Source organism: Leisingera sp. ABM4_101, from assembly GCF_056158725.1.
Genome location: NZ_JBSWTV010000002.1, coordinates 302555 through 315556 on the forward strand (window position 1 = coordinate 302555; position 13002 = coordinate 315556).

A 13002-nucleotide genomic window follows, 5' to 3' on the forward strand; every position below is an offset into this window, starting at 1 on the left:
CCACTCACCTTAACAAAGCAACCAGAAAGCCAATTTTTGGACCAATTTCTTCAACTTTCTTGCCGTCTGGCGCAGAAACCGGTAGGCTGAAAGCCAATCACAGCTGCGTCAGATGGTTGCAAAATGGCCTCCAAAGCCGGTATTGGCACCTCTGTTGCTATGACCAGGAGCAGGGGATTCCCCCGCTCAGCCGGCCGGGAAAACCAGATTTATGAGCTCAGCGGAAGAGACCACGTCGCAGATCCTGACCACCCATTCGGTGGGCGCCACCGTACAGGTGGTGATCGACACTTTGTTTGCCCGCATCAAATCCGGCACCTATCCGGTCGACACAAGGCTGCCGTCTGAGCGCACCCTGGCCTCCGAACTGGGTGTCGCCCGCAACACCGTGCGCGAGGCGCTGGATGTATTGGCGGCGCAGGAGGTGATCCACCGCCGCCCGGGCTCCGGCAGCTTTGTCAAATTCCGCTCCGACCCCAAGCCCGAAGCGTCGTATTCCACCCTGGCCAAGGAAGTCTCGCCGCTGGACCATCTGGTGGTGCGCGGCATCCTGGAGCCGGAGCTGATCCGCCTGGCGGTGATCAACATGACACCGCGCCAGATCGAGGAGCTGGACGAGATCCTCTCCCGCATCGAGGCGGTGCGCACCGACACGGACGCCTTTATCGAGGCGGAGGAAGATCTCTACCGCAAGATCGCCGAGGGCTCCGGCAATCCGCTGCTGCACTCCTGCTACGAGCTGACGATCGAGGCCTGCCGCCTGTCCTACCGCACCGCCCTGCGCCGCCGCCACCTGACGCCGCAGCGGATGCAGGACTACCAGAAGCGCTATAACACCCTGTTCAATGCCATCGCCTCGCGCGATGTGGAATCGGCGGTGGAATTCATAAAGCTGCACCTGATCGACGAACAGAAGCTGCTGCTGCAGGAAGTCTGAGGCAAGTTACCCCAGGACCGCGCGCGAACTGGCCTCATTGCCGGGCACCGCGCTTTCCAGCCGCTGGTGCCACAGCTGCCCCAGTGCGGCCATTTCCGCCTTCAGCAGGTTCGAATGCTGCGCCAGCCAGGCCGGGATCGACTTGAACCCGGCAATCCGCGCCTTGCCCTCCTGGATGGTGACAACCGGCCAGTCCCCAACCAAGGCGTTAGAAATACCAAAGATTTCCTCACCCCACCATTCCGCATGGCCAAAGGCATGGGTGACATGCCCCAGCTGCTTCATCGCCGCCAGAACTGACGGGGACTCAACCGACCCGGCCTTCTCGACCGCGCTATGCCAAATGTCCAGGATTGCCACATATTCCCAGCTCACCGCTGACCAAGTGCCCGGGAAGCGGCGGTTGTATTCCTCATAAAACGTGTGCGGCTGATTGAAGAAAAACGCCTTCTCCCGCAGCAGCGGATCGTCAAAGTCCGGGAACTGGAACAATACCCCTTCCATGAAGTCTTCAGACGTCTTCGCCACCAGCTTGTCATACCCGTCCATGGTGCAACTGATGATCTGGCCCTTGAACCCTTTGGCATAGGCGTATTCGGTCATCGCATGCACCATCGGCGTGTAGGACGAGCACCAGCACAGGATATCGGCGCCGCTCTCCAGCATCGGGTCCACCACCGGCCCCGGATCCATTGAGCGCGCATCATATTGCACTTCACGCAGGATCTTCTTGCCCGCTGCCTTGAACGCCGCCCTGTAGACCGCCTGCGTCGGCAGCCCCAGCAGGTCCATCTGGCTGCATAGGGCAACGGTCTTCAGCTCCGGCCGTTTCTCCGCCAGCCAGGCGACACCAGTCACGTTCTGTATCGGATGCGCCTCGCTGGGGGCAATCAGATAGGGTGTGTCCGGTGACAGATCGGTGGGCAGCAGGGTCGAGGTCAGCACCTTGTTGCGCATCAGCAGGTCCTGCACCGGCGCAAAGGTATCGCCGCCCAGCATCAGCATCAGCTTGACGTCGTGCTTCTGCACCAGTTCCATCGCGCCTTCCAACGCCCGGTCCGGGTTGTAACCGCAGTCGTAGGAATGGATGCGGATCGGATAACGGCGGCCGCCGATCAGCACCCCGCCGGCCTGATTCAACCCGTCCTCCCAGATCCGGCAGCCATTCAATCCGGGCAGCCCCCAGCTCTCCACCCGGCCCGAAAGCGGACCCAGAAAGCCAATGTTCACTGATTCTGTCATCCCCACCGACAGCCGGGGCAGCGCCGCGCGTGCGGTCAGCTGATGCGCAAAACTCGTCGTCTTCATGAATAAATCCTACCAAGAAAACAAAGCGCTTCCAGTCCAATCGCGCAGAAAATTATTCCACCCGTGAAAAATTGTTGACTTATTGGTGCAGATTTGGACCTATTTGGACCAGACCAAATGAACCAAATAAAGACATTGGTCTGAACCAATGGGAGAGCCACATGACCAAGAAACGCATTGCCATTATCGGCGCCGGCCCCTCGGGCCTGGCCCAGCTGCGCGCATTCCAATCCGCCGCCAACAAGGGGGAAGAGATCCCCGACATCGTCTGCTTTGAAAAGCAGGACAACTGGGGCGGCCTGTGGAACTACACCTGGCGCACCGGCCTGGATGAAAACGGCGAACCGGTGCACTGCTCGATGTACCGCTACCTGTGGTCCAACGGCCCCAAGGAGGGCCTGGAATTTGCCGACTATTCGTTCGAGGAGCACTTCGGCAAGCAGATCGCATCCTACCCGCCCCGCGCCGTGCTGTTCGACTATATCGAAGGCCGGGTAAAGAAGGCGGACGTGCGCAAGTGGATCCGCTTCAACTCTCCGATCCGCTGGGTGGAATACAACGAGGACAAGGGCAATTTCACCGTCACCGTGCACGACCACGCCAAGGACAGCACCTACAAGGAAGACTTCGACCACGTGATCTGCGCCTCGGGCCACTTCTCAACCCCGAACGTGCCGTTCTACCCCGGTTTCGACACTTTCAACGGCCGCGTCCTGCACGCCCATGACTTCCGCGATGCCCGCGAATTCGCAGGCAAGGACATCCTAATCCTCGGCGCCTCATATTCGGCCGAAGACATCGGCTCCCAGTGCTGGAAATACGGCGCCAAGTCGATCACCACCTCCTACCGGACTGAGCCAATGGGCTTCAAATGGCCGGAAAACTGGGACGAGGTTCCGGCGCTGGAGTCGGTCAGCGGCAACACCGCAACCTTTGTGGACGGCACCCAGAAAGAGGTCGACGCGATCATCCTCTGCACCGGTTACAAGCACTATTTCAACTTCCTGCCGGACGATCTGCGCCTGAAGACCGCCAACCGCCTGGCCACTGCCGATCTGTATAAGGGCGTGGTCTATGCCCATAACCCCAAGATGTTCTATCTGGGCATGCAGGACCAGTGGTTCACCTTCAACATGTTCGACGCCCAGGCCTGGTGGGTCCGCGACGCGATCATGGGCAAGATCGAAATCCCCTCGGACAAGGCGGCCCTGCTGGCCGATGTCAAGGAGCGCGAAGAGCGTGAAGAAGCCTCGCCGGACGTCAAATACGCGATCAAATACCAGGGCGACTACGTGCTGGAGCTGATCGAAGAGACCGACTACCCAACCTTCGACGTGGCCGGCGCCTGCCAAGCCTTCTACGAGTGGAAGGGGCACAAGGCGGAGGACATCATGGCCTTCCGCAACAACTCCTATAAATCGGTCATCACCGGCACCATGGCACCTGTGCACCACACCCCGTGGAAGGACGCCCTGGACGACACGCTGGAAGTATATCTGCAGAACTAAGCAGATCCGCCTGCGCCGTTTCCCTTCCTGTGCGGCGCAGGCCCCCTTCGCTGCTGTGCGAATCTTCTTTCGCAAGCTAATATCCACCTCATGCAGCGCGGCAATAACATGACTCTCGGCTTCCTGATTTTCCCCGGCTTTCCAATGGCCTGCCTGACCTCGGCCATCGAACCCCTGCGCGCGGCAAACGAAATTGCCGGCACTGAAACCTTCCGATGGAAACTTGTGTCCGAGGCCGGCGCCGGCGTGAACGCCTCCGCCAATGTGGCCTTCCAGCCGGATTGCTCGCTGGACCAGGCCGAAGAGATCGACACCCTGTTCCTCTTGTCCAGCCCGCAGGGCAAGTTCGACGACCCCAAGGCCTCCAACGGCAAGCTGCGCCACCTGGCCCGCCACGGCACCAAGATGGGCGCAGTCTCCGGCGGGGTCTTCCCGCTGGCCCGCTCCGGCCTGCTGGACGGCCACAGCTGTTCGGTCCACTGGTGCTACAAGGCCGCCTTCAGTGCAGAATTCCCCTCGCTTGCCACCACTGACGACGTGATCGTGCTGGACCGCCGCCGCTATACCGCCAGTGGCGCCGCGGCGATGTTCGACCTGTCATTGAAACTGATCGAACAGGCCCTGGGCGACGCGGTGATGACCGAGGTTGCCTGCTGGTTCCAGCACCCGATGGTCCGCGCCGAGGGTGTGCGCCAGAAGATCCCTGCCTTCAAGACCGACAGCACGGCCGACAGCCTGCCGCCGCCGGTTGCCAAGGCGGTTGAGCTGTTCGCCGACAACCTCGAGCACCCGGTCTCGATCCGTGATGCCGCCAGCACGATCGGCGTCTCGCCGCGACAGCTGGAGCGCAGCTTCAAATCCGCCACCGGCCAAAGCCCGGCAATCTACTACCGCACCCTGCGTATGAACGCGGCGCGGCAGCTGGTGATGTATTCCCGTGACTCGATCACCTCGATCGCCAATGCGGTGGGCTACGCCACTTCCTCCACCCTGTCGCAGCACTACCGCGAAAGCTTCGGCGTCACCCCGCAGGAGGAACGCCGCAAGGTGAATCTGTTCCGGGTCCAGGACAACCGCCCGATCCCATCGGTCTGATCCGCAGTCCTTCCCAGCAAACCATGGCAGCCGCAGGATAGTCCGCGGCTGCTTTTCTGCCTGCTTTTCATCTTGCCGAAAATACTCCCGCCGGAGGCATCCGCCCTCTCCGCACAATCCAGCGCTTCCGTTGACCGCAATCCGGCAAAATCAAAACGCCCAGCCTCCCGGCCGGGCGTTTTCAATCTACGCGCGTCTCTCAGATCGCCGATTGCGCCGCCGCGACCAAGGCGTGATGCAGCGACCCGGCAGAGCTGCGCGGCCCCACGATCGAGTACTTCTGCCCCGGCTCATGGCACAGCAGGAAAACGCCCAGATGCTCCATCGAAGTCCGGGTGGCATCGCCCGGTTTGCCCGCACGGACATTGGCGTTGCACAGCCGCTCCAGCACGTCAAAGCAACGCGGGCCTTCCATATCGAAGCGGCACCAGACGTCGGTCTGCTCCACCACGGAACCGACCTCACCGACAGCTTCCTTCAGCTCGCCTGCCAGCAACTCGTGACTGTCATGCGGGGCTGAGACCATCCACAGGTCCGGCCCCATCCACCAGGCAGCAAACTCACCGCTTGCAATCCAGCTTGCCGGCTCCGGCAGGGCACCACCCAAGTATGACGCCGCCGCAGATTTCGCCGCCTCCTCGCTACCCTGGCGCGCCGCCAATGAGGCCAGCGCACGGTCCGTCACTTCGCGGATCAGCAGACCGGCAAAAGCATCCACCTGCGGCTCGGACCCGCCCAGGGGAGAGACCGCTTTCAGACCATGATTATCGAACTTACCCACGGAGACGCTCCCCTTCCGGATCCACAAAATGCGCGCTGACAACTTCGACCTGGACTTCCTTGCCCTCCAGCGGGTTGACCGCGCGGATCACCTCGCCTTTGCGGGCATCGCCGCTTTTCAGGAAGCCGATCCCGATCGAACAGCCCAGCACCGGCGAATAGGCGGCAGAGGTGATATAACCCTGATCGGTGGCCGCACTGACCTCGCCATCGGCGTTCATCAGATGCGCCCCGGCCTGCACCGGATCGGCGGCATTCACCGGCTTGAAACCCACCAGCTTCAGTGCATTCTCCTGGTTCATGCCCTCACGCTCGCTCAGCGTGTTGCCGATGCAGTCCTTCTTCTTGCTGACCATCCGGCCCATGCCGAGATTCAGCGCCGAAGTGGTGCCGTTCAGCTCATTGCCCGCCGCATGGCCCTTTTCGATCCGCATGACGCCCAGCGCCTCGGTGCCGTAGGGAACCGCGCCGAACTCCTCGCCCGCTTCCATCAGCTTGCGGATCATCGCATCGCCGTACCGGGTCGGAACCGCGATCTCATAAGCCAGCTCGCCCGAGAAGGAGATCCGGAACAGCCGCGCCCGGCAGCCGCCCGCCACGGTGACTTCACCGCAGGCCATGAAGGGGAAGGCCTCGTTCGAGATGTCGAACTCCAGATCCACGACTTTTTGCAGCAGCTTGCGGGCATTCGGACCCGCCACCGCGAACTGTGCCCAGGCCTCAGTGGTCGAGATCAGCTGCACATCCATATCAGGGAACAGGCACTGGCGCGCAAATTCCATGTTGCGGTAGACCAGAACTGCGTTGGCGGTGGTGGTGGTCACCACGAAATGATCCTCGGCAAAACGCGCCGCGGTGCCGTCGTCATAGGCAATGCCATCCTCGCGCAGCATCAGCCCGTAGCGGACCTTGCCCACCGGAAGCTTGGCAAAGGCATTGGCATACATCTTGTTCAGAAACGCGGCGGCATCCTTGCCCTGCACATCGATCTTGCCCAGTGTGGTCACGTCGCAGATGCCGACAGAATTCCGTGTCTGCAGCACCTCGCGGTCCACCGACTGGCGCCAATGGGTTTCGCCCTTCTTGGGGAACCACTGCGCCCGCAGCCACTGGCCGACCTCGACAAACTCGGCACCCTGCTCCTCGGCCCACTTGTGGCTGGGGGTCTTACGTGTCGGGCGGAATTCCTCACCCACGGACCGACCGGCCATCACACCGAAGGACACTGGTGTATAGGGCGGGCGGAACATGGTGGTGCCGACCTCGGGGATCTGCTTGCCCGCCAGCTCAGCCATGATCGCCAGACCGCCCATGTTGGAGGTCTTGCCTTGATCGGTTGCCATGCCGAGAGTGGTATAGCGCTTCAGATGCTCGACCGAGCGGAAGTTCTCCTGATGCGCCAGCTTCACATCCTTGACGGTGACGTCGTTCTGCTGGTCCAGCCATGCACGGCCCTTGCCTTCCTTCACGTACCAGAAGGGAGTAACGTTGATGGGCGCATCCTCGGCCTCGGGCAGATCGCCAGCCTTGGCTTCAATCCCCAGCTCCGACAGCGCGGCCACGGCGCCCTCGGCACCGGCCCGCAGCGCGGCAGCGGTGGAGAAATCGCCGTTGGCGGCCCCAGCCACCGACATGTTTTGCGGCAGCTCGCCTGCAGGCACAAAGGCGGCAATATCTTCGCACCAGGCCGGACGGCCGCGCTGGTGGCAGGTCAGATGCACGTTCGGGTTCCAGCCGCCGGAGACAGCCAGTGCGCCGCAAGGAATATCGCGGGTGGTGCCATTGGCAAGACGCACGCGCGCCCACTCCAGACCCAGCCGGCCTTTGGTGTCGATCACCTGCGCACCGGCAAACAGCTCTGCCCCTTCAACCTTGGGCGCATCTGCACGGGTATCGATCACAGCGGTGACTTTCACCCCCTTGGCGATCAGATCCGCCGCGGTGCGGTGGCCGTCGTCATTGTTGGTGAATACCGCTACGGTCTGATCCGGCGTCACCGCCCAGCGGTTGGCATAGGCGCGCACCGCTCCCGCCAGCATCACGCCGGGGCGGTCGTTGTTCTCAAAGGCAATCGGCCGCTCGGTGGCGCCTGCCGCCAGCATCGCCCGCTTGGAGTAGATCCGCCACAGGATCTGCCGCGGCTTGCCCGCTTCGGGGGCCAGCACGTGGTCGGCAGTCCGTTCCACCGCGCCATAGATGCCATGATCATAGGCGCCAATGATCGAGGTGCGCGGCATCACCCGCACATTCGACATCGACGCCAACTCCGCCTGCGCCTGCTCCACCCAAGCGGAGCCGGTCAGATCACCGATGCCAAAGGTCTCGGCATTGAGGCGCCCGCCCAGCAGGAAGTCCTCATCGGCAATGATCACCTGCGCCCCGGCCCGGCCCGCGGTCAGCGCCGCCGTCAGGCCGGTAGGGCCAGCCCCGATCACCAAGAGGTCGCAATGCAGGAAGCCCTTGTCATAAGCGTCCGGATCATCCTCGAAACTGATGCTGCCCAGACCCGCTGCCTTGCGGATGATGGGCTCGTAGATCTTCTCCCAGAACGCCGCAGGCCACATGAATGTCTTGTAGTAGAACCCCGCGGTCAGAAAGTTCGAGAACCGGTCGTTCACCGCCATGAAGTCATGCTGAAGTGACGGCCAGCGGTTCTGCGAATTCGCCTCCAGCCCGTCATAGAGTTCGGCCACGGTGGCACGGGTGTTCGGCTCCTGCCGACCGCCGCTGCGCAGTTCGACCAGCGCGTTTGGCTCTTCAGAGCCGGAGGTCAGCACCCCCCGCGGACGGTGGTATTTGAAGGACCGGCCCATCAGCCGCACACCGTTTGCCAGCAGAGCAGAGGCCAGCGTGTCACCCTCAAACCCCTTGTAGCGCTTGCCGTCAAAGGTGAAGCTCAGCGCCTTGCTGCCCTTGATCAGCCCGCCGTCCAGGCGGTTCACCTGCACGCCCTTGCGGGCGCCGGTGCTGCCGTCGGCCTGGAACGCAACCGTTCCTGCATTCATTACTGCGTCAGTCATTTGCTGCGCCCCCTTGCCCGGGCCACATCGCGGGCCAGTTCGACATTCAGGATTTCATGGGTCACGGTGTTGCGGGTAACCACCAGCCAGGACCGGTCGCCCTGCTCGTGGAACCAGAGCTCGCGGTGCTCGCCTGCCGGGTTGTCGCGCAGGTACAGGTAGTCATGGAACTGCCGTGCCGCGTCATCACTCTCCCAGTCGGGACGGTCGATCAGGCTTGCGTCGCCAAGGTAGGTGAACTCCTGCAAATCCCGCGGCCCGAGGATCGGATGGTTGATAATCATCGCTGTTTTCCTTTCCTCAGTGCAGGTTCGGCTGGGCACCCTGGCCCTTTTCGTCGATCATGCAGCCGCGGCGGAACCGGTCGAGCCGGTATTCCGTGGCCACCTTATGCGGCGTGCCCGTCGCCAGCAGATGCGCATAGCACCAGCCCGAGGCCGGGGTCGCCTTGAACCCGCCGTAGCACCAGCCGCCGTTGAAATAGAGGCCGTCCACATGGGTCTTGTCGATGAAGGGTGAGCCGTCCATCGACATATCCATGATGCCGCCCCAGCTGCGCAGCATCCGCACCCGGCCCAGCGCCGGGATCAGCGCCATACCGCCCTCGATCACATCCTCGACCACAGGCAGATTGCCGCGCTGCGCATAAGAATTGTACATGTCCAGGTCGCCGCCAAAGACCAGACCGCCCTTGTCCGACTGGCTGCAATAGAAGTGGCCGGCGCCAAAGGTGATCACCCCGTCCAGCACCGGCTTCAGCCCTTCGGAGACAAAGGCCTGCAGCACATGGCTCTCGATCGGCAGGCGCATACCCGCCTTCTCCATCACCCGGCTGGAGGAACCCGCAACACAGCTCGCCACCTTGTTGGCGCCGATAAAGCCCTTGGTGGTCTCCACGCCCAGGCATTTTCCGTTCTCGATCTTGAAGCCGGTGACTTCGCAGTTCTGGATGATGTCAACCCCGCGCAGATCCGCGCCGCGGGCATAACCCCAGGCTACCGCGTCATGGCGCACAGTGCCGCCGCGGCGGTGCAAGAGGCCGCCCTTGATCGGGAAACGCGCGTTGTTGAAGTTCAGGAACGGATACATCGCCCGGACGCCGTCAACATCCAGCAGCTCCGCATCCGATCCGTTCAGGATCATCGCATTGCCCCGGCGCCGCGCCGCATCGCGCTGCGCATCGGTGTGCACCAGGTTCAGAATACCGCGCTGGCTGACCATGGCGTTATAGTTGAAGTCCTGCTCCAGCCCTTCCCACAGCTTCAGCGACAGCTCGTAAAACGGCTCATTGCCGTCCAGCAGGTAGTTGGAGCGGATAATGGTGGTATTGCGGCCCACATTGCCGCCGCCGATCCAGCCCTTCTCGATCACCGCCACATTGGTGATGCCGTGGTTCTTGGCCAGGTAATAGGCCGTCGCCAGCCCGTGCCCGCCGCCGCCGATGATCACCACATCGTAGCTTTTCTTGGGTTCCGGATCGCGCCAGGCAGGCCGCCATCCCTTGTGGCCCGTCAGGGCCTCCTTGATCACTTTCAGGCCGGAATACCGCATGATGTCCTCTCAACTGTCCCCGCAAGAGTTGTTGAGAAACGCAGGTTTTCACAGAGCGATATCGGACACCGGACACGCCATTTGCGTCATTCCACGCAAATCACCAATACAGATGCAGCATCAGACACAGTGCAATCACAGCGTGATTTTCACATTAAATCACTACTTTCATTCACAAAAATCATACCTCACCACAACTTCAATAAAAACACCGCCCTCGCCCGGTTTGCGTCACCCGTCGCGGCATCCTCGCCAAATGCGGCAAAAACGACTCACTCCGAAAGGTCGGTCTGATCCAGCTCGTTCAGCAGATCCAGCAGCGCCTCATAGCGGTCCGCCCCCATCCTGGCCCGGGTCCGCTCCATCAGCTCCAGGCTGGCCTCCAGATTGTCGGCAATGATCTTCTCCCCCGCCGGTGAAATCTGCACCACTTGGCGGCGGCGATCCTCCTGGTCGCGCTTCCGGCTGATCAGCTGCTTTTCCTCAAGCTTCTGCAGGATCCGCGTAAGGCTGGGCAGCAGCAGACAGGCCTTATCTGCGATCTGGGTCGGGTCGATCGGCCCGCCCTCCTGCACCACCCGCAGCACCCTCCATTGCTGCTCGGTCAGCCCCGCGCCGCTCAGCAGCGCCCGGATCGGACCCATCACACGCTCCCGCGCCCTCAGAAGGGCGATTGGCAGCGAACGGTCGGTGGAAGGCATCATCCTGGTCATATGCGATTATCGCCCCGCTTCCGGCTAAACGCAATTGCCGCTTGGGTTTCTTCTTCTTAACTCATCGCCGCACAGTTGCTAAACATGTTAAGTAATTCCAGAGAGGTACCGCAGATGCCGCACATCACGCTGGACTACTCAGCCAACATGGAAGCGCGCACCGATATCGCCGCGCTTTGCAGCCATTTGCGGCAGGCCGCTGCGGCCACCGGCGTATTCCCGCTGGCGGGCATCCGGGTGCGCGCCTTTGCCGCCGATCATGTCTCGATTGCCGATGGCGACCCGCAACACGGCTATATCGACATCTCCATCCGGCTGCGCGCAGGCCGCGACCTGGACACCCGCAAGCGCGCCGCCCAGGCGGTGTTCGATGCAGCCCAGTCCTTTCTTGAGCCGGCCATGCAGCAGCACTCCTTCGCCCTCTCGCTGGAGATGCGCGACATCGACCCGGAGCTTTCCCCGAAATGCGGCACCATCCGCGACCACATGCAAAAGGCGGACCCGTGATGAGCGATCTGACCACCAACATCAAAAAGTTGAACACCCATCTGACCCGCTTCCGCGAGACCGGCATCCTGAACCTGATCGGCGGCGAAAGCCGCCCTGCGGCCTCCGGCGCCACGTTTGAAATATCTTCGCCAGTGGACGAAAGCACAATCTGTGCCGTCGCCAAAGGCGGCGGTGAAGACATCAACGCCGCGGCTGCGGCCGCCAAGGCAGCCTTCCCGGCCTGGCGCGACATGCCGGCGCTGGAGCGCAAGAAGATCCTCAACCGCATCGCCGACCTTATCGTCGAACGCGCCGAAGAGATTGCCCTCTGCGAATGCTGGGATACCGGCCAGGCAATCCGCTTCATGTCCAAGGCGGCGCTGCGGGGCGCGGAAAACTTCCGCTTCTTCGCGGACAAGGCCACCGCCGCCCGCGACGGTCAGCAGTTGCAATCGCCGACCCTGATGAACGTGACCACCCGGGTGCCCATCGGACCGGTCGGTGTCATCACCCCGTGGAACACGCCTTTCATGCTGTCAACCTGGAAGATCGCCCCCGCGCTGGCAGCCGGCTGCACCGTGGTCCACAAGCCGGCCGAGTTCTCCCCCCTCACCGCACGCATCCTGGCCGAGATCGCCCATGAGGCGGGCCTTCCGCCTGGTGTCTGGAACCTGGTCAACGGTTATGGCGAGGACGCAGGCAAAGCCCTCACCGAGCACCCGGACATCAAGGCCATCGCCTTTGTCGGCGAGGCCAAAACCGGCTCGATGATCATGAAGCAGGGCGCCGATACCCTGAAGCGGGTGCATTTCGAACTCGGCGGCAAGAACCCGGTGGTGGTCTTCGACGACGCCGATCTAGACCGCGCGCTCGATGCCGCGATTTTCATGATCTACTCGCTCAATGGCGAGCGCTGCACCTCCTCCTCGCGCCTGCTGGTGCAGGAGAGCATTGCCGACGGCTTCGAAGCCAAGCTCATCGAACGCGTCAATAACATCCGCGTCGGCCACCCGCTGGACCCGGCCACCGAGGTCGGCCCGCTGATCCACAAGGTGCATTTCGACAAGGTCACCTCCTACTTTGAGACCGCCAAACAGGATGGCGCCACCATCGCCGCAGGCGGCACCCGCGCAGGCGGCAAGGGCTGGTTCGTGCGCCCCACCCTGTTCACCAATGCCACCAACGACATGACCATCGCCCAGGAGGAAATCTTTGGCCCGGTCCTTACATCCATCCGCTTCAAGGACGAAGATGAGGCTCTAAACATGGCAAATGACACCCAATACGGTCTCACCGGCTATGTCTGGACCAACGATCTGACCCGCGCCCTGCGCTTCACCAACCATCTCGAGGCCGGGATGATCTGGGTGAACTCGGAAAACGTCCGCCACCTGCCCACCCCCTTTGGCGGCGTCAAGGCCAGCGGCATCGGCCGCGACGGCGGCGACTGGTCGTTCGAGTTCTACATGGAGCAAAAACACATCGGCTTTGCGCTCGGCCAGCACACAATCCCGCGCCTCGGCGCCTGATCCATTCTTCATCTGGCTAAAAATATCCCGGGGAGCGCGAGGGGCCGGCCCTCGCTCCCACTCCAGCCCCAA

The 13002-nt window shown here is 62.3% G+C and carries 11 protein-coding genes; 5 read left to right on the forward strand and 6 right to left on the reverse strand.

Annotated elements, in window-relative coordinates:
- The first annotated feature begins 211 nt into the window (after window positions 1-211).
- Complete coding sequence (locus tag ACXAEK_RS02550) at window positions 212-937, forward strand: FadR/GntR family transcriptional regulator (protein ID WP_475039722.1); 726 nt, start codon at window positions 212-214, stop codon at window positions 935-937.
- 6 nt (window positions 938-943) lie between these two features.
- On the opposite strand, the gene ACXAEK_RS02555 is transcribed toward ACXAEK_RS02550, so the two are convergent.
- Window positions 944-2245 carry an ABC transporter substrate-binding protein gene (locus ACXAEK_RS02555; RefSeq protein WP_475039724.1) on the reverse strand — a complete coding sequence of 434 codons (1302 nt, stop codon included), beginning with the start codon at window positions 2243-2245 and terminating at the stop codon, window positions 944-946.
- 161 nt (window positions 2246-2406) lie between these two features.
- Here ACXAEK_RS02555 and ACXAEK_RS02560 point away from each other — a divergent pair, with 161 nt between their 5' ends.
- Both ACXAEK_RS02560 and ACXAEK_RS02565 read left to right on the forward strand, forming a co-directional pair.
- Window positions 2407-3753 carry an NAD(P)-binding domain-containing protein gene (locus tag ACXAEK_RS02560; protein WP_475039725.1) on the forward strand — a complete coding sequence of 449 codons (1347 nt, stop codon included), beginning with the start codon at window positions 2407-2409 and terminating at the stop codon, window positions 3751-3753.
- Window positions 3754-3843: 90 nt separating this feature from the next.
- Window positions 3844-4848: a GlxA family transcriptional regulator gene (locus ACXAEK_RS02565; protein ID WP_475039727.1), complete on the forward strand. Its 1005-nt coding sequence runs from the start codon at window positions 3844-3846 to the stop codon at window positions 4846-4848.
- 199 nt (window positions 4849-5047) lie between these two features.
- Here the strand turns inward: ACXAEK_RS02565 and ACXAEK_RS02570 are convergent, their stop codons facing one another.
- From ACXAEK_RS02570 to hpaR, 5 genes are all read right to left on the reverse strand, one after another.
- Entirely contained in the window at window positions 5048-5629 is a 582-nt protein-coding gene (locus tag ACXAEK_RS02570; RefSeq protein ID WP_475039729.1) for a sarcosine oxidase subunit gamma, read from the reverse strand.
- Window positions 5622-8633: a sarcosine oxidase subunit alpha family protein gene (locus ACXAEK_RS02575; protein ID WP_475045164.1), complete on the reverse strand. Its 3012-nt coding sequence runs from the start codon at window positions 8631-8633 to the stop codon at window positions 5622-5624. Before ACXAEK_RS02575 ends, ACXAEK_RS02570 begins: the two co-directional genes overlap by 8 nt.
- Window positions 8634-8644: 11 nt before the next feature.
- Window positions 8645-8932 (reverse strand): sarcosine oxidase subunit delta, encoded by a 288-nt coding sequence (locus ACXAEK_RS02580; RefSeq protein WP_475039731.1) that lies wholly within the window; start codon window positions 8930-8932, stop codon window positions 8645-8647.
- 16 nt (window positions 8933-8948) lie between these two features.
- Entirely contained in the window at window positions 8949-10199 is a 1251-nt protein-coding gene (locus tag ACXAEK_RS02585; RefSeq protein ID WP_475039733.1) for a sarcosine oxidase subunit beta family protein, read from the reverse strand.
- Between the two features lie 272 nt (window positions 10200-10471).
- Complete coding sequence (hpaR, locus tag ACXAEK_RS02590; protein WP_475039735.1) at window positions 10472-10912, reverse strand: homoprotocatechuate degradation operon regulator HpaR; 441 nt, start codon at window positions 10910-10912, stop codon at window positions 10472-10474.
- Between the two features lie 114 nt (window positions 10913-11026).
- On the opposite strand from hpaR, the gene ACXAEK_RS02595 reads away from it, so the two are divergent.
- Together ACXAEK_RS02595 and hpaE are read left to right on the forward strand one after the other, a co-directional pair.
- Window positions 11027-11419 (forward strand): 5-carboxymethyl-2-hydroxymuconate Delta-isomerase, encoded by a 393-nt coding sequence (locus ACXAEK_RS02595; RefSeq protein ID WP_475039737.1) that lies wholly within the window; start codon window positions 11027-11029, stop codon window positions 11417-11419.
- The gene (gene hpaE / locus ACXAEK_RS02600) at window positions 11419-12930 is read left to right on the forward strand and encodes a 5-carboxymethyl-2-hydroxymuconate semialdehyde dehydrogenase (RefSeq protein ID WP_475039739.1); all 1512 of its coding nucleotides are present in this window, start codon (window positions 11419-11421) and stop codon (window positions 12928-12930) included. Before ACXAEK_RS02595 ends, hpaE begins: the two co-directional genes overlap by 1 nt.
- The last annotated feature ends 72 nt before the right edge of the window (window positions 12931-13002 follow it).

Bases quoted from the DNA above. Each gene is read 5' to 3' on its own strand.
- ACXAEK_RS02550 (WP_475039722.1), top strand. From the start codon at position 212: ATGAGCTCAGCGGAAGAGACCACGTCGCAGATCCTGACCACCCATTCG.
- ACXAEK_RS02555 (WP_475039724.1), bottom strand. From the start codon at position 2,245: ATGAAGACGACGAGTTTTGCGCATCAGCTGACCGCACGCGCGGCGCTG.
- ACXAEK_RS02560 (WP_475039725.1), top strand. From the start codon at position 2,407: ATGACCAAGAAACGCATTGCCATTATCGGCGCCGGCCCCTCGGGCCTG.
- ACXAEK_RS02565 (WP_475039727.1), top strand. From the start codon at position 3,844: ATGCAGCGCGGCAATAACATGACTCTCGGCTTCCTGATTTTCCCCGGC.
- ACXAEK_RS02575 (WP_475045164.1), bottom strand. From the start codon at position 8,633: ATGAATGCAGGAACGGTTGCGTTCCAGGCCGACGGCAGCACCGGCGCC.
- ACXAEK_RS02580 (WP_475039731.1), bottom strand. From the start codon at position 8,932: ATGATTATCAACCATCCGATCCTCGGGCCGCGGGATTTGCAGGAGTTC.
- ACXAEK_RS02585 (WP_475039733.1), bottom strand. From the start codon at position 10,199: ATGCGGTATTCCGGCCTGAAAGTGATCAAGGAGGCCCTGACGGGCCAC.
- hpaR (WP_475039735.1), bottom strand. From the start codon at position 10,912: ATGACCAGGATGATGCCTTCCACCGACCGTTCGCTGCCAATCGCCCTT.
- ACXAEK_RS02595 (WP_475039737.1), top strand. From the start codon at position 11,027: ATGCCGCACATCACGCTGGACTACTCAGCCAACATGGAAGCGCGCACC.
- hpaE (WP_475039739.1), top strand. From the start codon at position 11,419: ATGAGCGATCTGACCACCAACATCAAAAAGTTGAACACCCATCTGACC.